Raw genomic sequence first — 21772 nt, 5'->3', positions numbered from 1 at the left:
TATTTATCATGTTTTTGTAATAAATAACCCTAAAAAACCACAAACGATACTTAAAGTTCTTCTAGCGTTGTTTTTTGTCGATTGAGCTTTTTACTTTTGCTTTGGTAATTTCCAAATCAGGTATGGAGCACTACAATATGTCGAGAGGCACAACATTTTATGCAATTGGGCTAAGCTACAAAAAAGCTGATGCTAAGGTGCGAGGTCATTTTAGTTTGGACGACAACTCCAAACGCGCTGTATTAGAACAAGCAAAACAAAATGGCATTGAAAGCTTAATTGTCACTTCAACTTGCAATAGAACCGAAATCTACGGTTTTGCAGAGCACCCTTTTCAACTCATTCAATTACTCTGTGATAACACAAAAGGGACGGTCGAAGAGTTTCAAAAAGTAGCTTACATCTATAAAAATAAAGATGCTATTTCTCATATATTTCGTGTAGGTTCTGGTTTAGATAGCCAAATACTTGGAGATTTTGAGATTATTAGTCAGTTGAAAGTCAGTGCAAGATTATCTAGAAAACACCAATTATTCAATCCGTTTTTAGAGCGTTTAGTTAATTCTGTGATTCAAGCTTCAAAACGTATTAAGACTGAGACTGAAATATCATCTGGTGCAACCTCTGTATCATTCGCTTCTGTTCAATATATCATGAAGTCGATTGAAAACGTTTCAGAAAAAAATATTTTACTTTTCGGAACAGGAAAAATTGGAAGAAATACATGTGAAAATTTAGTAAAACACACTAAAAATCCTCACATCACTTTAATCAATAGAACAAAAGATAAAGCCGAAGCTGTTGCTGGTAAATTCAATTTATTGGTAAAAGATTATGCTAACCTTCAAGAAGAGATTAATATATCAGATATTTTAGTTGTTGCCACTGGAGCTCAAAACCCAACGGTAGACAAACATTGTATTCAAACGTCTAAACCTTTATTAATTTTAGACCTTTCCATTCCGAAGAACGTGAATGAAAACGTTTCAGAATTAAGCAACGTCACTTTAGTGCATCTTGATGATTTAGCACAAATTACAGATGATACTTTAGAGCGCAGAAAAGAACACATTCCTGTTGCAGAATCTATTATTGAAGATATTAAAACTGAATTCAACGCATGGTTAGCAACACGAAAATTTGCACCAACCATAAAAGCATTAAAACACAAATTAACTGGTTTTGCAACTGCAGAATTAGATACACAACGCAAAAAAATGAGTGATTTCAATGAAGCGCAAGCCGAATTGATAAGCAGTAAAATTATCCAAAAAATCACTAATCATTTTGCACATCATTTAAAAGGCGATGATGTTTCTACAGACGATAGCCTAGAACTCATAAAAAAAGTGTTTCAATTAGAAGCAACCACAGACAATGTCTAAACTCATAAGAATAGGAACTCGCGATAGCCAATTAGCGCTATGGCAAGCCAAAATTGTACAAAGTCAACTAGAACATTTAGGACACAAAACGGTCTTAGTACCTGTAAAATCTGCAGGAGATATTGTACTTGACAAACCAATTTACGAATTAGGAATTACAGGTGTTTTCACAAAAACATTAGATGTCGCAATGCTTAATGGTCACATTGATATTGCAGTACACTCACTCAAAGATGTGCCAACAGTATTACCAAACGGTATTGTACAAGCAGCAGTTATTAAACGTGGTAACGTAAGAGATTGTCTTGTTTTTAATGATAATGAAGAATTTCTTTCGCAACGTGAAGCTATAATTGCAACTGGAAGTTTACGTCGTAGAGCACAATGGTTAAACCGTTACCCAACACATACAATGGTTGGTTTACGTGGTAATGTAAATTCTCGATTAGAAAAATTAGAAAATAGTGACTGGAATGGTGCAATTTTCGCAGCAGCTGGATTAGGTCGTCTTGACATTAAACCAGAAGAGAGTTTTAATCTAGAATGGATGGTTCCTGCACCTGCTCAAGGCGCAATTATGATGACTGCTTTAGAAGATGACGAAGAAACACGTGCTATTTGTGCAGAAATAAATCATGAAGAGACAGAAATCTCAACATCTATAGAACGTAAGTTTTTGAACCTTTTAGAAGGCGGATGCTCTGCTCCAATTGGCGCTTTAGCATTTATAAAAGAAGAAGAGGTACACTTTCAAGGTGTGTTATTAAGTCTCGACGGAACCAAAAAAATAGAAGTTCAACGCACAGTCGCTTTAGGGTCGCATCATGATTTGGCTCAATTTTGTGCAGATTATATTATTGAACGTGGTGGAAATAGATTAATGGACGCTCTTGAAAAGTCTACTAAAAAAATCAATATTTACTCGACTAAAACCTTAACAGATGATCAAAAAAATCTGTTTTGTGATGATGTTGTTAGTGAGAGTTCAGATTTCATAAAAATAAGTTTCAATCGTATGACACCAACCGTTTTACGACCAATGCCAAAAAATGTAATTGTTACGAGTAAAAATGCGGTTCAAGCATTGCTTACTAATTTTTCTTCGGAAGAATTGAAATTCGAGAACATCTATTGCGTTGGTAGAAAAACAAAACGATTTGTAGAACGTAAAATTGGTAAAGTAAAACATACCGAAAATAGCGCGAAAGCGCTAGCAGAATATCTTGTTGATTATATTGATGGTACCAATGTTACTTATTTTTGTAGTGATTTAAGATTAGATGATTTACCAACAATATTAGCTGAGAATCATATTGATGTCAATGAAGTCATTGCATACGAAACGAAATACGATTCGCAAACAATAGATGACACTGTTGAAGGCGTCATGTTTTATAGCCCATCAACTGTGCAAAGTTTCAAACAAGAGAATGATGTTGAAGACAATATGATAGCATTTTGTATTGGTGACACTACAGCAAAAGAAGCTAAGAAGCATTTTAAAGATGTAAGAATTGCTAAAATGCCAACGGTTGAGAGTGTTGTGGCTTTGGTTAATGAATATTATAAAAACAGCCTTTAGCTTTTTGCCTTTGGCTATTAGCGAAACTTATCTTACTTAAATTTATTGGCTGAAAATTAAAATAAGTAACCAATAATAACTAGTAGTATGAGGAATTTTAGAAATCTTGAAATTTGGAAGAACGGAATTGAGATTGTAAAGCAATTATATCCGTTAGCTGATGTATTACCTTCCGAAGAAAAATTCGGATTAAGAAGTCAAGTTACAAGATCTTCAATTTCTATTCCATCTAATATTGCAGAAGGTTGCAGTAGAAATAGTGATATTGAATTTAAGCGCTTTCTTGAAATTGCTATTGGTTCTCTTTTTGAAGTAGAAACACAATTAATAATAGCGCAAGAATTAGGATTTATTCCAGAAACTGAGTTAAAAACTATTTTTGAGCTTCTAAATAAAGAGGCTAAAATGATAAATAGTTTAATAAATAAAATTAAAAATAGCTAACTGTCTTTTGCTAAAGGCCAAAGGCAAACAGCTAATAGCCAATTATGATAAAAAACGATTTATTTCTAAGAGCATTAAAAGGAGAAACGGTTGAACGTCCACCAGTTTGGATGATGCGTCAAGCAGGTCGTTACCTTCCAGAATTCATGGAAATCAAAGCTAAATATGATTTCTTTACACGTTGTCAAACTCCAGAACTGGCTAGTGAAATCACTGTGCAACCCATACGTCGTTATGGTATGGATGCTGCGATTTTGTTTAGTGATATTTTGGTGATTCCGCAGGCAATGAATATTGAAGTACAAATGAAGCCAAATTTTGGTCCTTATTTACCAAATCCTATTCGTACTCAAAAAGATGTGGATAATGTCATTGTTCCAGATGTAAAAGAAGCGCTTAATTACGTTTACCAAGCCATAAAAGCTACCAAAGAAAAACTTAACGATGAGATTCCATTAATAGGTTTTGCAGGTTCTCCATGGACGATTTTATGTTATTGTGTGCAAGGTCAAGGTTCTAAAAACTTTGATAAAGCCAAAGAATTTTGTTTTACAAATCCTATGGCTGCACATCAATTATTGCAAAAAATTACAGATACTACGATTGCTTATTTAAAAGAAAAAGTGAAAGCTGGTTGTGATGCTGTTCAAGTATTTGATTCTTGGGGAGGAATGTTATCTCCTGTTGATTATCAAGAGTTTTCTTGGCAATATATTCAACAAATTATTGATGCACTAAAGGATGATGCCCCTGTGATTGCTTTTGGGAAAGGCTGCTGGTTTGCTTTAGATACAATGGCAAAATCTGGTGCTTCTGCTTTAGGTATTGATTGGACGTGTTCTGCAAAAAACGCACGTTATTTAACTGGAGGGAATATTACTTTACAAGGTAATTTTGATCCAACACGTTTATTTTCTCCTCCAAGTGAGATTAAGAAAATGGTAACGCAAATGATTAATGACTTCGGAAAAGATAAATATATTGTAAATTTAGGTCACGGAATTTTACCTAACATTCCTTTAGATAACGCGAAAGCATTTATTGATGCTGTTAAGGAATATAAGGCATAACTGATTTAAGTTTTAAAGATGATAAAGAATATATTAAAAGGTATTCAAGCATATACAGGTGCTTTAGCATTAATATCAAAGTTGAAGCTTTGGAAATACTTTTTAGTTCCTATCATTATTAGTGTTATTACTGCTTCATTAATTGCATTATCAGCTTATGGATTATCAGACAACATAGGAAACTACCTCGCTAAAGTTTGGCCTTGGGATTTTGGGAAAGACACCTTTACATGGATTTCAACTTTTATTGGAGTAATTGTCGTCGTTGCTATAGGTTTGATTCTTTACAAGCATATCATAATGGCCTTATCTGCGCCATTTATGAGTCCGGTTTCAGAAAAAATTGAAGCACATTTAACAGGTGTAGAAAAGCACGATCATAGAAAAACATCGTTTAAAGAACAACTCTGGAGAGGGATTAGAATAAACGTTAGAAATTTAGGAAAGGAATTATTAATTACCATCCCTCTTTTGCTTCTCAAATTCATCCCTGTTGTCAATATATTTTCAACAATTTTATTGATTTTATTGCAAGCATACTATGCTGGTTTTGGAAACATGGATTATACTCTAGAGCGTCATTTTAATTATCGAGACAGCGTTAAATTTATTAGAAAAAACCGAGGTATTGCCATTGGCAACGGTCTTGTATTTATTTTGTTTCTTATTATTCCATTTATAGGTGTCATTTTAGTTCTACCTATGAGTGTTACTGCTGCAACTATAAAAACGGTAGAGCTATTAAAAAAAGACAATCTTTTAAATAACACAAAACCTACAGTCTAATGATCGCTCAATTTGATGGTTTCGAAATTAATGCCATCCTTGAAGGAGATGCTTGGAAAATTTGTGATTTAATGGTTGCTAATACCGACCGTTTTAAACGCTATTTCCCTGGTACTTTAGCTGAAAATTTAAACCCTACATTATCGAAACTTTTTGTTGAGAAAAAGGTGAAAGCTTTCAATACTAAAAAAGAATTTCTATTCACTTTAAAGCATTCTGAAACTAGAGAACTTGCAGGACTTATTTATATCAAAGAAGTCGACTTAAATATAAAGCAAGGTGAGTTTGCGTATTGTATAGGATACACTTTTGAAGGCCAAGGATTAACTTCAAAATCTGTTAAAGCCTTATCCAAACATGCTTTTGAAACATTAGGAATTGAAACCTTGCAAATCATTGCACATAAAGACAATATCTCTAGTGTCAAAGTAGCTCTAAATAATGGTTTTGAATGGCAAAAAACTTTAGAAAATGAATTTACTCCTACTGGTGAAGCACCTTTAAATATGGAGTTGTATGAATTATATAAAAGCTAAAACATCCTGCAAGGTTTCAAAAACCTTGTAGGTTTCTCAAATAGACAAAACATGAAGTTAGACAACTTAGAAAACGATTATTATTATCACATTTATAATCGAGGGATTAACAGCGACCTCATTTTTAAAAATGAAGATAATATGTCTTATTTTCTGAGCTTAGTAGGCAAATATCTCAATGATAGCATTGATGTTATTGCTTTTTGTTTAATGAATAATCATTTTCATTTTATTATAAAAGTGACAAATGAAGAAAATGTTGTAAATAGTTTTTCTAAGTTATTCAATTCTTATGCAAAAGCATATAACAAACAACAGAATAGAACTGGAAGTCTATTTGAAAAGCATTTTAAGAGAAAACGTTTGGATACGGAAGATTATCTCAAAAACTTAATCTTGTATATTCATAATAATCCAGCTAGTGTTATTGAGACATACAAGTTTTCATCCTATCTCCATTATCTAAACGATACTAATCCCAAAACATTTAAATTATCAAAATCCGAAGTGATGAAACATTTTGATAATATTAAAAACTTTAAGCATATGCATGAAAATCCAGATTCATACCTACAAGGTATTGAAAACCTTGCAGGAGAAATAAACAAAATCGATACTGATATCAAAGATAAATTCTTCAAATACATACACGAATTACAAGACAGTATTGTTGCTGGATTAGAAAAAATTGATGGAAAAGCAAAATTCCAAGAAGATAAATGGGATCGTCCTGAAGGTGGAGGCGGAAGAACTCGCGTCATAGAAAATGGAGCTGTTTTTGAAAAAGGCGGTGTTAATATCTCAGGAGTTCATGGCAAATTACCAGACTCCATGCAAAAATACTTTGGCGTTGAAGATGCTGATTTTTTTGCCTGCGGATTAAGTTTAGTCTTACACCCTACGAACCCAATGGTTCCAACAGTACATGCAAATTGGCGTTACTTTGAAATGTATGATAAAGAAGGGAATATTGTTGATCAATGGTTTGGAGGCGGACAAGATTTAACGCCTTACTATTTGTTTGAAGACGATGCTAAGCATTTTCATCAAACCTGCAAAACAGCTTGTGACAAACATAATCCAGAATTCTATCCAAAATATAAAGCACGTTGCGATGAATATTTCTATAACACTCATAGAAATGAAGGTCGTGGTATTGGTGGTTTATTTTTTGATTACTGCAAAGCTTCCGAAGAAATGAGCATGCAAAACTGGTATGATTTCGTTACTGAAGTTGGTGATAGTTTTTTAGAAGCTTATATCCCAATTGTAGAAAAAAGAAAAGATTTAGATTACACAAAAGTACAACGCGATTGGCAAGAAATTAGACGTGGTCGCTATGTAGAATTCAATTTGGTTCATGATAAAGGAACTCTTTTCGGTTTAAAAACAAACGGACGAATAGAAAGCATTTTAATGAGTTTACCACCTCACGTACAATGGGTTTATGATCATCATCCTGAAGTTGGTAGCGAAGAGGAGAAATTGATTGAGGTTTTACAAAATCCTATAGAATGGGTTTAATATGAACTGTTACTGCGGAAACGATAAAGCTTATAAATCTTGTTGTGAAATATCTCATTTAAATGAAGGTAAAACCGAAACAGCCGAACAACTTATGCGGTCAAGATATAGTGCATTTGTCTTGGCTAATGGTGATTATTTAATGGCAACACATCACAGTTCTACACGACCAATAAAAGAAAAAAAGGCTATTGTAAAATGGGCAAAGTCCGTACAATGGATTAAACTAGAAGTTACAGAAACTTCTAAAGGCACTGAAAATGATATTGAAGGCACAGTAACCTTTAATGCCTATTTTTTTGACAATGAAAAAGTAGATATCATCCATGAAAAATCTGCTTTTGTAAAAGAAAACAACCAATGGTTTTACTTAGGCTTGAGTAAGTAAAGTATCAACATTTACGACAAATTATTTCCAAACCATTACTTCCTTAGTCACTTCCTTAAATGCATTGTAAACATGAAACAATCTTGCTTTTAACAATAATTTTCGACCTTCAATATTTCTAGTGTATATTAATTTATTTCTGCCTAAATAATGACTCCAATGTTTTTGAAAGACTAGTGCTTTTTCTTTTTTGTCTCCAAAAATTTCAGGTATGGCGTAGAAGTTTTCAATATCTAATCGTTTTCTAAATGCACTGGTTTTTATAATTAAATAGCGTGGAGAATCTATAGGTTCTAAAAGCTGAGTTAGTGCTTTAGAGAATAATGAATTCTCAAAAGCATTTGCTCCATCTAAATTACACACGACATCTCCTTTACCTACCAAATGAGAATTAACCGTGATTGCATTTCTAGTAGATGTTAGATAGCTTAATTCATTTAAGGTGTCAAGAATGGCGAGTCCCATTTTACCAATCTTTTTATAGAGATAGCCATGACGCAAGTACAACTTTAATGCTTTATAAAACTTATAGCCAAATCCAGCTACGAAAGCAGCTAAAAATGCATAAATAAAATAAAGTAAGCCTCTTTGTAATATGAGATTAAAACTTTCAATAGCAAACTCAACATAAAAAAGCATGAACGCAAAAAATAAATCCACCACAAAAAATCGTAATGCATCAAAATAATAGATTTGCTGTTGCTTTTTATAAGGTAGGTTTCCGGTTTTTAAAACTTTAACTTCTTTGGTTAATTTGGTTCCTTTTCCAATGGCATTATTCCATTTTTCAGAAATCAAAATACGATTTGTTGCACGTTTTAATGTTGAATCATTGAGTGTTTCAATCGATTCTACAGGGATTTTCTCAGGTATATTCAAGCGATCAAAACCATTAGAGATATAAGGAATCGTAGAATTAGTAACTCCAACAAAAGCTTCAAATCGTCGTTTCAAGGTATCTACCTCTTTACCTCCATCTAAATTGGTTGGATCTACACATGCTAAATGCCAAATATTACCAGTTTTATCTGGAGAATCTAAATCTTTTCTAATCGCTCTACCACGCATTTGATTAGATGATACAAACGAACCAATAAAAGAAGCTAGAATCAAACTGTTTATGGATGGCGCATCCCAACCTTCTCCTAATAAAGATTTTGTCCCTATTAAAACTTTGATGTTTCCGTTTTCAAAAAGTTGGGTAATGATGTGAACTATCGAGTTTTTTGATTTTCCTTTAGCGGTTACTAATAAAAATGACGCATCAATTTCTAGTGGTGAAAATGAAAAATCATCAAGAGACACAATCGCTTCAAAAGCTTTTAAAATAGATTTGTGAATAATCACAATACTTCCGGAAAGTACAGCCAATTCTTCTGGCTTATCACAACAATGACGTACATATTGAAAAATAGGAATGACTCCAATCTTATTAATATCATCTATCTTTTCCGAAGAGATATTTAAAAACTCCTTCCTTATATAATCGGTTAGAATCACACAGTTCAAGTCCGTTTTTAAACTCTCACGCTCAGCATTAACGATACTTACGATACTTTTAAGCTTACTTGGACTATTTGATAGTGATTTGTAAAGTAATTGCTCACCTACAAAATCAATCGTGTTTTTCTCAAATACATTAAGACGTCGTAACTTTTTTTCTAAAGTTAAAACGTATGCTTCTTGTTCGATTAATTGTTCTCGATCTGTTACTAATAAATTCTGAAATAAAATCCCAAGCCATTGTAAATCTAGCTTTGGAAATTGGATCATTTCCTTTTGCTCAAAACCTAAGACTTCTAATTTTTGATGATCAATTTCAAAACCACAAGCATTTAAAAAAATAAGAATGGCAGAAAAATATTGAGTATCAGTATATAACTCGTCTAAATGCCAATTAGGGTTTTTATAAAAACGATGATTTGTCAAAAAAGAAATAAAGTCTTCATCTTTTAAAATCTCGTCATTAAAATCTGCAATTTTACGTCTATAATCTACAATAAAATTAATCTCTAAATCTTCTGGTTTTGAGAAATACACATAATCTTGATGCGGACACAAATCACTTTCACGCACCAAATCTGGTACAGCAATTTCATCATCTACCTCTCCACAAAGATTAAAATATTTAGACAATTCTATTCTACTACTATCATAAGGAGGCGTTGCTGTGAGTGCAATAATATGAAATACACTATTCTTTTTTAAATCCATTAAGCACGTCCACCAAGCATTTTTTAAATGATGGGCTTCATCTAAAACGAGAGTTTCAATATTATGAGTCTTAAAAAACTGGTAATAGTCATTTTTATCTTCAAACGTTTTGTAGAACGCATGAAGTGATTGGTATGTTGAAAATGTAATATCACTTGGCGATTTTACATCAAACGAAAAGGCTTCAAAGTTAGATGTTTCAGTAAAAAAAGATTGCATACGATCTTCCCATTGATTTCTAATCGTGAGAGTTGGAGCAAGAATTAATGTCTTTTTACCTAATTTTCTCAAGATTTCAATACCTAAAATGGTTTTTCCCGAACCTGGAGGTGCAATCACATGAAAATGATTGTCTTCGATATGACTATTAAAATGTTTTAAAAGTTCTGCCTGATAACTTCTCCATGGAAACTTAAATTCTAGTGTATCTAGTGATTTAATCAATATAAAAATGGCTTTTATTCATTAACTTTGCATTGACTTATTTTAACCTTTTACATTTAAGCGAAAATTAGTTATTTTTCGACCAATTGAAGTCTTTTTTGAGTTGCATAGTATATAGCTACGGAAGAAAAAAAAGATAAAAAGTGGGTGGAAAAAAGATGATTTTTTAGCAAATGGAAAAGGTTAAAAGATTTCATCATATAAAAGTAAGAAAAACTATGTACCCATTACGAAGAAACCGAAGATTAAGAACCAACGAATCTATAAGAAGCTTAGTTAGAGAAACCATAATTACACCTAATGATTTTTTAGTGCCTTTATTTATTGTTGAAGGCAAAGGGATTAAGCAAGAAATTCCATCTATGCCTAATTATTATCGTTTTAGTCTAGATTTATTGGAGCATGAAGTTAGAGAACTCTGGAAAATGGGTTTAAAATCGGTTTTATTATTTGTAAAAGTACCAGATAATTTAAAAGATAATAAAGGAACTGAGGCTTTAAATCCTAACGGACTCATGCAACGTGCCATTAAAACGGTGAAGAATGTTTGCCCAGCAATGTTAGTTATGACAGATGTTGCTTTAGATCCTTATTCTTCTTTTGGTCATGACGGAATTATTCAAAACGGAAAAATAATTAACGATGACTCTGTAGATGTTTTAACTGAAATGAGCCTGTCTCACGCTCAGGCTGGAGCAGATTTTGTTGCGCCTAGTGACATGATGGATGGACGTATTCTCTCTATTAGAGAAGCTTTGGAAGATGACGGATTTACAGATACTGGTATTATGAGTTATTCTGCTAAATATGCATCTGCGTTTTATGGACCTTTTCGTGATGCTTTAGATTCTGCTCCTGCAGATATTAAAGATGTTCCAAAGGATAAAAAATCATATCAAATGGATTACGCTAATCGTTTTGAAGCCATTAGAGAAACCGAAATGGATATTGATGAAGGTGCAGATATCGTCATGGTAAAACCAGGATTGTGTTATTTAGATATTGTTCGTGAAATTAAAAACGAAGTTGATGTTCCTGTTGCTGTTTATCAAGTTTCTGGAGAATATGCGATGCTTAAAGCAGCTTCCGAAAAAGGTTGGTTAGATCACGATGCTGTTATGATGGAGCAAATCACAGCAATTAAACGTGCTGGAGGAGACATAATCGCATCCTATTTTGCTAAAGATGTTGTGAAATTGATTAATTCTTAAAGCATAGAATTATCAGATTGAGATTTACTAAAATAAAAGCACAATAGGATTCAAAATACTGTGTTCCAATGGTCAAATTGAATCAATCACATCATAAGTTCATTAAATTATAAAGCAAAACCACTTATTATCTAAAAGTATTTTACTATTTTTAAATTCGAATACATTGTCAAACCAAATAACGCTTTCGAATCAAAATGGATGCTATAGATACACAAATTCTTGAAATGCTTAAGAAAAACGCAAGAGAATCTTTTGCAACTATTGGAAAATCTGTAGAATTATCTGCTCCAGCTGTTGGAAATCGCGTTAGGCAATTGGAAGAAAAAGGGATTATTCGAGGATATTCTTTATTAATAAATCATGAAAAATTAGGCATTACTACCAAGGCTTATATCATTCTAAAAATTCATCAATCGAGTACTTTAAGGACCGCTTATAATCAAATTAAATATTTACCAGAAGTGCAACGATGTGATAGAATCACTGGCGAAGATAGTTTGTGTATTTTAGGATATTTTCAAGACAATAAAGACTTAGTTAATTTACTTGAGCGTATTTCTCAATATGGAGTGCCAAATACTAGTATCATATTGGAGAGTTAAAATAACGATGCTGAAGTAGCATAAACTTTGAAACTGAAATTACAATTAAGGACATTAATATGCATCGTTTCATAGGCATTGTAGTCGTTATCATAACCGTAGGAATATGTGTTTTATGCATAGCTTTGATAAATCGAGATGATTTACCTCCAAATGATGATAAAACTTTTAATGATTTCTGCGGAACAAATGCTTTTACTACAGAAACAGCTTCCGAAGAAAAAAACTATTTAATGCCAATTGCGCTTCTTGTCACAAGCTAGACAAAAACATGGCAGGACCTGCTTTGCGAGGCATTGCTTAAAAGTATGATTTGTTAGTAATTATCAAATTTCTTCATGGAGAAAAAACTAAAATCATAAATGAAGGCTATGATTATAAATGCATAAGTTTCCCAGAATTAACAGATGAAGACATTTCTAATCTATTATCTTACACAAATTAGTTTTATTTCAATAAATTAGCATCAAACTAAAACAATCCATGGGATTACTTATATTTTACGGAGTCATATCTATCTTTTTTTCTTTTTTATGTTCCATTTTAGAAGCTGTGCTTTTAAGTGTCACACCAACATTTATTAATCTTAGAAAGCAAGAAGGCAAAAGCTATGCAACGTCGTTAGAAGCATTAAAAAAAGATGTTGACAGACCATTAATAGCCATACTGACGCTAAATACAATTGCACACACCGTTGGTGCTATTTTAGTAGGAAAAGAAGCAGAAGGATTATATGGCAATGGAGATGGTTATGGTGTATTCATCGTTTCTGCAGTGATGACTATTTTAATTTTAGTGGCTTCGGAAATTATCCCAAAAACAATTGGAGCAACCTATTGGAAAAGTTTAGCTCACTTCACAACTACAGCCTTAAAGGTTTTAATTTTCCCTTTGAAATGGACTGGTTTATTATGGCTCATGCAACTCACAACAAAATTAATTGGAGGTAAAGGTCATGGCAGTGTATTAAGTCGAGAAGGCTTTTTAGTTATGGCAGATATGGCTCATGAAGAAGGAGTCTTTCAAGAGAATGAAAGCAAAATCATCAAAAATTTATTAACCTTTAAAGAAGTTTTTGCTAAAGATGTTATGACACCAAGAACAGTTATGAAATCTGAAGACGAAAACACTACTGTAGAAGATTTCTTTAATAAAAATCTGAATTTACGATTTTCAAGAATTCCTATTTATGTTGATAATCCTGATGATATTAAAGGACTAGTTTTAAAGGATGAAATCTTTAAAGAGATGGCCTTAAATAATGGTTCTAAAAAATTATCTGAGCTTAAGAGAGATATTATTGTTGTTGAGCGTAATCTGCCTATCCCAAAACTTTTTGAACAACTGGTAGAAAGCAGAAATCATATGGCTTTGGTTGTTGATGAATATGGATCTGTAAGCGGAATAGTAACCATGGAAGATGTTATTGAAACCTTACTAGGCATGGAGATTATGGATGAAAGCGATAATGTATCAGACTTGCAACATATGGCAAGAAAAAGCTGGGAAGCAAGAGCTAAAAAATTAGGAATTATCGATAAAAATTCTTCCGAAGAAAAGGAATAATCAATGGAAACCTGTATCATCAAATCGCCTTTAGGTTATACCAAAATTGTTGGTGATGATAATGGTATTTCTCAAGTAACGATATTGAATTCCGAAGAAAAGGAAACAGATATTATCCCTACGGAATTAGAAGATTGCGTGATTCAACTTCGAGAGTATTTTGAAGGCACTCGTACTACATTTGATTTAAAACTAAATCCGCAAGGCACAGATTTTCAAAATGTGATTTGGAAACTTTTAACCCAAATTCCCTACGGAAAAACAATATCCTATCTACAATTATCTAAACGATTAGGTGATGTCAAAGCCATTCGTGCAGTTGCCAACGCTAACGGTAAAAACCCGTTGTGGATAATCGTACCATGTCATCGTGTGATTGGGAGTGATGGTAGTTTAACCGGTTATGCTGGTGGATTGCATAGAAAAAAATGGCTCATTGAGCATGAGAATCCTTATAAACAGCAAAAATTATTTTAAATCCAGATAATATCATACTTCTTTTTAATCTAAGTTACTATTAGAATTAAGAATAAAAACTTCATTTTTATTTTTACTATATTCATTGAATTATTGATGCAAAAATTAAAATTATGAAAAAAAATTATGTTCTAATCATTTTCATCCTCTCGAGCTATTTAAGTCAAGCCCAAAATCCCAATGATTTTATAATGACCTATGAGGTCAATAACGACACTGGTTTATATGTGCAATATCCGTTTCATGGAGATTCATTTACTATTGATCTAGGAGATGGAAATACATTAACAGAAGATGATGTGAACGTCTCAGGAATACATCATACCTATTCTGCACCTGGTATTTATACTATTACTGTAAATGGCTCCATAAACAGAGTAAATTTTGCCAACACAGGTTACTATACAAATTTAAAGGTTAAATCCATTGAACAATGGGGAACAGCACAATGGATTTCTATGGAAGAATCATTTAAAAACTGTCAAAATATGGTGGTCAACGCCACAGATATTCCAGATTTAAGTTTGGTTACGAGTACTGCGGAAATGTTTAGCGATGCTCATATTTTTAATTCACCAATTGATAATTGGGATGTTTCACAAGTGACACTTATGAACGATATGTTTTACGGTGCTGAGCTATTCAACCAACCTCTAAGTTCATGGGATGTGTCTAATGTTACTAATATGCAGAACATGTTTGGAAGAGCAGACGCCTTTAACCAAAATATTGATAATTGGGATGTATCCAATGTTACAAATATGGGTTCCATGTTCGGCTTTTTCCCAGAAGATACGCCTATGTTTAATCAACCGCTAAATAATTGGGATGTCTCTAGCGTGACAGATATGTATTGGATGTTTAGAAACAATGAATCCTTTAACCAACCCATAAGTAATTGGGACGTTTCTAACGTTACTGAAATGGGATATATGTTTAGAAATGCCTCATCATACAATCAACCAATGGAAAATTGGGATGTCACAAATGTGAATGATATGAGTGGCATGTTCAATGGCGCATCAGCCTTCAATCAACCTTTAAATGATTGGGTTTTTGAAAACACATGGTCTATTAATGAAATGTTTAGTGAAGCATCTTCTTTTAATCAACCACTAGATAATTGGGATATTTCAAATGTGTTTTCAATAAATGGGTTATTCCATCATGCAACAGCTTTTAATCAGGATATTTCAAGTTGGGATTTTAATGAGCAAGTTGATTTAAATTCACCTTCGTTTGGCAATACATTTTTAAGTTTTACAGCAATGGATACCAATAATTATGATGCCTTATTGCTCAATTTTGCACAATCTGGACTTCAAAATAAAACAATCATCGCAGAAGAGGTTTCTTATTGCGATGCATCAGTGAGGTCCTATTTAATAAATGAGAAAGGCTGGAATTTTGTTCAGGATAGTTTGGGATTAGAATGTGATTTTTACAACCTTACGGGATCTGTAGTTTATGATTATGATTCTAATGGTTGTGACAGCAATGACTTGCCTGTAAATAACACATTAATCAAAGCCTTAAATAACGATTTTGATTATGGAACAGCTGCTGTTAATGGTAATTATGAACTCCAACTAACAGCAGGTACGTACACATTAAGCTTATTAAACATTCCAGATTATTTTGATGCTACTCCAACCATTACATCCATATTTTTAGATGAAACAAATACAACTGAAACGGTTGATTTTTGTTTGACTGCCAATCAAACAATAAGTGATATAAATACGACGATAATAGCAATAAACGAAGCCAGACCTGGATTTGAAGCAACTTATCAATTAGTAATAAAAAACATAGGTACTGAACCTATTGATAATGTTATAACTTCATTATCTTTTAATGACACAAAACAAACGTTTGTAGAGTCTTCGCCAAACCCAAGTGAAACTACAAATTCTTCATTAAATTTTGACCTCGGTACTATTCAACCGTTTGAAACACGATATATTAATGTAACATTACAAACGTTTGCACCACCAACAGTTGAAGGAGATGATATATTAATTTTAGAAGCTACTACTCTTGTAACAAATGATGCCACTCCTAATGATAATAATTACCAGTTAGAACAATTGGTAGTCAATTCTTTTGACCCCAACGACAAGCAGGTCATGCAAGGCTCTGAGATTTTTATTGATGACGTAGAGGAGTATCTTGATTATATTATTCGTTTTCAAAACACAGGAACAGCAAGTGCTATAAATGTTCGTTTGGTTGATGTACTTGATAACAATTTAGATTTTTCAACTTTATTACCTTTGAGCGCAAGTGACACTTATAGTTTACGAATCACAAATGAAAATGAGCTAGAATTTGATTTTGAAAACATCAATCTCCCAGCGCAAACAGTTAGTGAAACTGAAAGTCAAGGTTATGTTGCATTTAAAATTAAACCCAAAGCCAATGTAGAGCTTGGCGATTTTATTATAGGTAATGCTGCCATTTACTTTGATTTTAATACTCCAATCATTACCAATACGGTACAAACTGAAATTATTGAAACTTTAAGCACAAATGAATTTAGTGTGAATACAATGAAAGTATTTCCTAATCCTACACACAAAAACTTAGTTATTAATAGCAGTAAAGAAACGATTAGCATAATTGAAATTCATGATATTTCAGGCAAACTATTACTATCTTTTAATGACATCAATAGTTTAACGAAAACTATAAATCTTTCTAAATTGAATCAAGGATTATATATGATGCGTGTAAATGAAAATCAAGTTTATAAAATAATTAAAAATTAATCGTACTGCTGCAAGTATCAATGGTAAAAACCTTTACAAACAACAATCTCGTTTTTGATGTATAGAATCATTACCCAATTTTTAGAACGCTACTTTAAAAGCGCTACTATTTACAAATACGGTTTTAATTTGTCACCAATGTACCGTCGCACAACCGCAAAACTGATAGAGGTAAGCGACGATTTGCATTTTGTAAAAATAAGACTCAAACTCAATTGGAAAAACAGAAATTATGCTGGATCTATTTTTGGTGGCAGCATGTTAGCTGCTACAGATCCTATTTATATGATTCAATTGATTCAAATTCTTGGAGATGATTATGTAGTATGGGATAAAGCGGTTGAGGCTCGCTATAAGAAACCTGCAAAAAGCAGAATTTTTGGTGCGTTTATCTTTTCCGAAGAAGAAATTAAAAACATAAAAAAAGAGGTGGCAAATCGTAATGAAATAGACATCGTGAAAACCATGAGTCTTATTGATGCAAAACAGAATATTATTGCTACTTTTAATAAAACACTGTATATCGCAGACAAACATTTTTATAAAGAAAAAATAAAACAGCTACAGGCTAACAAATAATTTACATTTTCATGAAATTCTTAAAAAAAATCCTCAAATGGACGCTTATCACAATTGCAGCATTAGTTCTTTTTATGTATGTTTTTGATTACGGTTATATTTTAAGAGGTGTTCGCGTGGTCTATTTCACAGGGCACAAAACAGCTTTTATTGATGATTTCTCTTATTTTGAAAATGATACCATAAAGAAAGGAAACCATACCGATGCTTGGTCAAATCATAAAGATTACAACACTGTTTCTACTACAGCAGCTTTAGAAAAATCTAACCAAGATTGGGGAACTATTGCCTATGTTATTATTAAAAATGATAGTATTTGGTTTGAAAAATATTACGAAGGTTTTGATGAAAATTCTAAAACAAATTCTTTTTCTATGGCAAAGAGTTATGTGTCTGGATTATTAGGAAAAGCAATTATGGATGGTTATATAAAAAGTCTTGACCAACCTGTAAGTGATTTTTATCCAGAGTACAGCTACGCAAAAACGACAGTTGGAGATTTGGCATCTATGGCATCTGGTTTGGATTGGGTTGAACATTATACGAGTCCGTTTTCTGTAACAGCAAGAGCCAATTATGATGATGATTTAGCCGAAACCATATTAAATCAAAAAGTCGTTAAAACACCTGGAGTAGAGTATGAATACTTGAGTGGTAGCACACAATTACTAGGTATGGTCATTGAAAAAGCTACAGGGAAAAAATTATCAAATTATCTATCTGAAAGTTTTTGGAAACCTCTAGGATCTTCTGACGATGCTTTATGGCAATTAGATGATGAAGATCATAGATTGGCAAAAGCATTTTGTTGTATTGGTAGTAATGCTAAAGATTTTGCGCGTTTTGGAAAACTTTACAAAGATCATGGCAAGTGGAACGGAAAACAAGTTTTAGACTCTGCTTTTGTTGCAAAATCTGTAATACCACGGTTTCCAGCAAGTCCAGAATATGGCTATGGTTTTTGGCTCAATAATTACATGGGAAAAGACTTTTTTATGATGCGTGGTCATTTAGGACAGTATGTTATCGTTCAACCAGAAGACAATGTTATTATTGTAAGATTAGGGCATCGTAAATCTCCAGATAATAACACGCACACATTTAGTAACGATATTGGATTATACATAGAAGAAGGCTATAAAATGCTGAATACCAAATCTTAATATTTTGTTATTTAACGTTTAGTTAGACTTTATTTTCTTGATTTATGTCTTCTTTTGATAAAAATCAATCAATCAATCATGAAAACGACAGTAACCACCACAATCACACTTTTTTTGTGCGCAGTTTTATATGCTCAAAACACTCACAATCTAGATTTTGAAACTCTTAAAAATGAAACTGCTAAAGGCTGGACAACCTTTGGAACAGGAGATTATGAAGTTTCTTTTGATACTTCTATAGTTCAAAACGGAAACATCTCTGGAGCTATAGCAAGTACAGGAAGCAACACACAGTTTAAAGCTTTAGCCTATACCATTCCTGCAGACTTTGGTGGTAAAAAAATAAAGCTATCAGGTTATCTCAAAACCGAAAATGTTACAAATGGATGGGCTGGATTATGGTTGCGTGTTGATCCCGAAATATCGTTTGACAACATGCGTTCTAGAAACATTGATGGCACCAATGACTGGAAAAAATATGAAATTGAGTTGAAACTAGGCAATAAAGCGAAACAGATTGTTTTTGGCGGAATATTATCTGGTACAGGTAAAATTTGGGTTGATAATTTAGAAATTACTATTGATGGCAAACCCATAGATCAAGCTCCAGAAAAAGAACTAGACAAAGTTCAACAAGATCAAGAATTTGATAAAGGATCTAACATAACATTCGTTAATCTAGATGATCAATACATAGAAAACTTAGATTTACTTGGACGTGTTTGGGGATTTTTAAAATACTATCATCCTGAAATTGCCAAAGGTAAAGTCAATTGGGATTATGAGTTATTTAGAGTGCTGCCAAAATATCAAAAAGCACAAAATACTGCAGAACGTGATGCAGTTCTAATTGCTTGGATTGATAGACTTGGCGCAGTCGAGATTTGTGAAAAATGTAAAGACGTCTCAACAGATGCCTTTCTAAAACCCGATTTAAAATGGATTGCCTCTAGCTCAATTTCTAAGAACTTGAGTGACAAATTACAATACATTCAGCAAAATAGAAATCAAGGCGATCATTATTATATTAGTATGATGCCAAGTGTTGGTAATCCGGAATTTAAAAACGAGAATGCTTATTCAGATATGAGATATCCAGACGCTGGTTTCAGACTACTATCAGTTTATCGCTATTGGAATATGATTAATTATTTCTTTCCGAATAAACATTTAACTGATAAAGATTGGGATTCTTGCTTAGAAGAGTACATTCCGAAGTTCATAAACGCAAAAGATGAATTAGAATATGAGTTAGTTGCACTTCAAATGATTGCAGACATTAATGACACACATGCTAATCTTTGGGGAGGAAATGATAAAATTCAAGAACAACGAGGTGATTTTTTCGCACCTGTTCATGTACGGTTTATAGAAAATCAATTAGTGGTTGATGACTTTTTTGATGAAGAAATACGTAAAACTACTGGATTAGAAATTGGTGATGTAATTACACATATCAACGGGAAATCTATTAATGCGCTTGTAGAAGATATGAATCCTTTTTATCCAGCTTCTAATCAACCTACACGATTAAGAGACATCAGTTTTGATATGTTGCGTTCTACAAAAAATTCTTTAGAGCTAAAAGTAAATCGTCAAGAGAAGCCTATGAATGTAACCCTAGATTTATTCAACAAAAGTAATTTTAGCGGATACTATAGATGGTATCCAAAACGAACTGAGCGTAGCTTTAAAAAGATAAGTAATGATATTGGCTACGTCACTTTACAAAACATTACTGTTGAGGATATTAGTTTACTAAAAGAGGAGTTTAAAGATACAAAAGGTATCATTGTAGATATTAGAAATTACCCTTCTACGTTTGTCCCATTTAAACTAGGCAACTATTTGAACAGTAATCGTTCAGATTTTGTTAAATTTACACAAGGCAGTGTAAATCAACCTGGTGAGTTTTTACATAGAGAAGGTCATAAAGTCGGACTACAGAGAGGTTGGACTTACAAAGGGCAAAAGGTAATTATTCTAGTGAACGAGCTTTCTCAAAGTCAGGCAGAATATACAGCTATGGCATTTAGAGCAGGCGATAGAACAACAATTATTGGAAGCACTACTGCAGGAGCAGATGGCAACGTTTCATCAATTGTTTTACCAGGAGGTTTAAGTACCATGATTTCTGGAATTGGTGTTCAATATCCAGATGGTAATGAAACCCAGCGTGTTGGTATCGTTCCAGATGTAGAAGTAAAACCAACGATTGTAGGAATTACAGAAGGTCGAGATGAACTCATGGAAAAAGCCTTAGAACTCATCAATCAAAACATAAGTAAAACGGAAACTATAAAAGACTAATGATCAATAAACTCAATTTAGAACACATCTTATTCTTAGACATTGAAACAGTTCCTGAGACTGAGCATTTTTCTGAATTGGATGAAACTAAACAAGAGCTTTGGGAGAGTAAGTCTAAATACCAAAGACGTGATGATTTTACTGCGGAAGAATTTTATGATCGAGCAGGAATTTGGGCTGAGTTTGGTAAAATTGTTTGTATTTCGGTTGGGTACTTTAAAATGGAAGGTGATGTAAGAACCTTTAGAGTCACTTCTTTTTATGGTGATGAAGTGAAAATCCTGAAAGATTTCAAAAACATGCTAATCACACATTTTAGCTCCAATAAACATCTACTTTGCGCACATAATGGTAAAGAATTTGATTTCCCATACATTGCACGTCGCATGATTATTCATAATATTGAATTACCTTATAAATTAAATCTCTTCGGAAAAAAGCCTTGGGAAGTTCCTCATCTAGACACCTTAGAACTCTGGAAATTTGGAGACTACAAAACCTATACATCTTTAAAATTATTGACTAACGTTTTAGGTATCCCATCACCAAAAGACGATATTGATGGTAGCGAAGTTTATCGCGTGTATTATAAAGAAAAAGAAGTAGATCGTATTATTGTGTATTGTGAAAAAGATACGATTGCTGTGGCTCAAATATTTTTGAGATTACGTGGTGATGAATTGTTACATGATAATGAGATTGTACATGTATAAACAA

Annotated in this window: 20 protein-coding genes and 1 pseudogene; 20 read left to right on the top strand and 1 reads right to left on the bottom strand. The window is 32.8% G+C overall.

All coding sequences use genetic code 11. The features are described 5' to 3' along the window. Positions 1-122: 122 nt before the first annotated feature. The 9 genes and pseudogenes from hemA (at position 123) to IM744_RS00915 (ending at position 7715) form a co-directional block, all read left to right on the top strand. Entirely contained in the window at positions 123-1385 is a 1263-nt protein-coding gene (gene hemA, locus IM744_RS00950; RefSeq protein ID WP_194506207.1) for a glutamyl-tRNA reductase, read from the top strand. Continuing rightward, a complete protein-coding gene (gene hemC / locus IM744_RS00945; protein WP_194506206.1) occupies positions 1378-2967 on the top strand; it encodes a hydroxymethylbilane synthase in 1590 nt (529 codons plus the stop codon). The genes hemA and hemC overlap by 8 nt, the downstream gene beginning before the upstream one ends. An 87-nt stretch (positions 2968-3054) precedes the next feature. Next, positions 3055-3411 carry a four helix bundle protein gene (locus IM744_RS00940; RefSeq protein ID WP_194506205.1) on the top strand — a complete coding sequence of 119 codons (357 nt, stop codon included), beginning with the start codon at positions 3055-3057 and terminating at the stop codon, positions 3409-3411. 44 nt (positions 3412-3455) lie between these two features. Next, positions 3456-4481, top strand: coding sequence for a uroporphyrinogen decarboxylase (gene hemE, locus IM744_RS00935; RefSeq protein WP_194506204.1), 1026 nt, complete (start codon positions 3456-3458; stop codon positions 4479-4481). An 18-nt stretch (positions 4482-4499) separates the two neighbouring features. Next, positions 4500-5267 carry an EI24 domain-containing protein gene (locus IM744_RS00930; RefSeq protein ID WP_194506203.1) on the top strand — a complete coding sequence of 256 codons (768 nt, stop codon included), beginning with the start codon at positions 4500-4502 and terminating at the stop codon, positions 5265-5267. Beyond that, positions 5267-5803, top strand: coding sequence for a GNAT family N-acetyltransferase (locus IM744_RS00925; protein WP_194506202.1), 537 nt, complete (start codon positions 5267-5269; stop codon positions 5801-5803). The genes IM744_RS00930 and IM744_RS00925 overlap by 1 nt, the downstream gene beginning before the upstream one ends. 51 nt (positions 5804-5854) lie before the next feature. After that, positions 5855-6205, top strand: a pseudogene (locus IM744_RS20880) (transposase); the annotation flags it as partial. 219 nt (positions 6206-6424) lie between these two features. After that, the gene (hemF, locus tag IM744_RS20610; RefSeq protein WP_317175380.1) at positions 6425-7327 is read left to right on the top strand and encodes an oxygen-dependent coproporphyrinogen oxidase; all 903 of its coding nucleotides are present in this window, start codon (positions 6425-6427) and stop codon (positions 7325-7327) included. A gap of 1 nt (position 7328) precedes the next feature. Next, positions 7329-7715, top strand: a complete 387-nt coding sequence (locus IM744_RS00915) for a YchJ family protein (RefSeq protein WP_194506200.1) — start codon at positions 7329-7331, stop codon at positions 7713-7715. A gap of 21 nt (positions 7716-7736) precedes the next feature. On the opposite strand, the gene IM744_RS00910 is transcribed toward IM744_RS00915, so the two are convergent. Beyond that, a complete protein-coding gene (locus IM744_RS00910; protein WP_206694452.1) occupies positions 7737-10373 on the bottom strand; it encodes a DEAD/DEAH box helicase family protein in 2637 nt (878 codons plus the stop codon). Between the two features lie 218 nt (positions 10374-10591). Here IM744_RS00910 and hemB point away from each other — a divergent pair, with 218 nt between their 5' ends. The 11 genes from hemB to IM744_RS00860 all read left to right on the top strand — a co-directional run bounded on the left by hemB (position 10592) and on the right by IM744_RS00860 (position 21768). Next, positions 10592-11584: a porphobilinogen synthase gene (gene hemB, locus IM744_RS00905; RefSeq protein WP_194506199.1), complete on the top strand. Its 993-nt coding sequence runs from the start codon at positions 10592-10594 to the stop codon at positions 11582-11584. Positions 11585-11781: 197 nt separating this feature from the next. Beyond that, complete coding sequence (locus tag IM744_RS00900) at positions 11782-12189, top strand: Lrp/AsnC family transcriptional regulator (RefSeq protein WP_262892940.1); 408 nt, start codon at positions 11782-11784, stop codon at positions 12187-12189. A gap of 178 nt (positions 12190-12367) precedes the next feature. Then, the gene (locus IM744_RS20875) at positions 12368-12493 is read left to right on the top strand and encodes a c-type cytochrome (RefSeq protein ID WP_194506717.1); all 126 of its coding nucleotides are present in this window, start codon (positions 12368-12370) and stop codon (positions 12491-12493) included. A gap of 9 nt (positions 12494-12502) precedes the next feature. Beyond that, positions 12503-12634, top strand: coding sequence for a hypothetical protein (locus tag IM744_RS20765; RefSeq protein ID WP_262892939.1), 132 nt, complete (start codon positions 12503-12505; stop codon positions 12632-12634). A 38-nt stretch (positions 12635-12672) separates the two neighbouring features. After that, complete coding sequence (locus IM744_RS00890; protein WP_194506198.1) at positions 12673-13755, top strand: CNNM domain-containing protein; 1083 nt, start codon at positions 12673-12675, stop codon at positions 13753-13755. 3 nt (positions 13756-13758) lie between these two features. After that, positions 13759-14232, top strand: a complete 474-nt coding sequence (locus tag IM744_RS00885; protein ID WP_194506197.1) for a methylated-DNA--[protein]-cysteine S-methyltransferase — start codon at positions 13759-13761, stop codon at positions 14230-14232. Between the two features lie 113 nt (positions 14233-14345). Then, positions 14346-17003, top strand: coding sequence for a BspA family leucine-rich repeat surface protein (locus tag IM744_RS00880; RefSeq protein WP_194506196.1), 2658 nt, complete (start codon positions 14346-14348; stop codon positions 17001-17003). 57 nt (positions 17004-17060) lie between these two features. After that, positions 17061-17582: a DUF4442 domain-containing protein gene (locus tag IM744_RS00875; protein ID WP_194506195.1), complete on the top strand. Its 522-nt coding sequence runs from the start codon at positions 17061-17063 to the stop codon at positions 17580-17582. Between the two features lie 11 nt (positions 17583-17593). Next, positions 17594-18745, top strand: a complete 1152-nt coding sequence (locus IM744_RS00870; protein WP_194506194.1) for a serine hydrolase domain-containing protein — start codon at positions 17594-17596, stop codon at positions 18743-18745. Positions 18746-18823: 78 nt separating this feature from the next. After that, positions 18824-21055 carry a S41 family peptidase gene (locus tag IM744_RS00865; protein ID WP_194506193.1) on the top strand — a complete coding sequence of 744 codons (2232 nt, stop codon included), beginning with the start codon at positions 18824-18826 and terminating at the stop codon, positions 21053-21055. Next, on the top strand, positions 21055-21768 hold the full coding sequence (locus tag IM744_RS00860; RefSeq protein WP_194506192.1) for a 3'-5' exonuclease: 714 nt from the start codon (positions 21055-21057) through the stop codon (positions 21766-21768). The genes IM744_RS00865 and IM744_RS00860 overlap by 1 nt, the downstream gene beginning before the upstream one ends. Positions 21769-21772: the final 4 nt, after the last annotated feature.

The sequence above is a fragment of the Psychroserpens luteus genome (assembly GCF_015319355.1).
Taxonomy (GTDB): domain Bacteria; phylum Bacteroidota; class Bacteroidia; order Flavobacteriales; family Flavobacteriaceae; genus Psychroserpens; species Psychroserpens luteus.
This window is presented reverse-complemented; position numbering and strand designations above follow the sequence as displayed.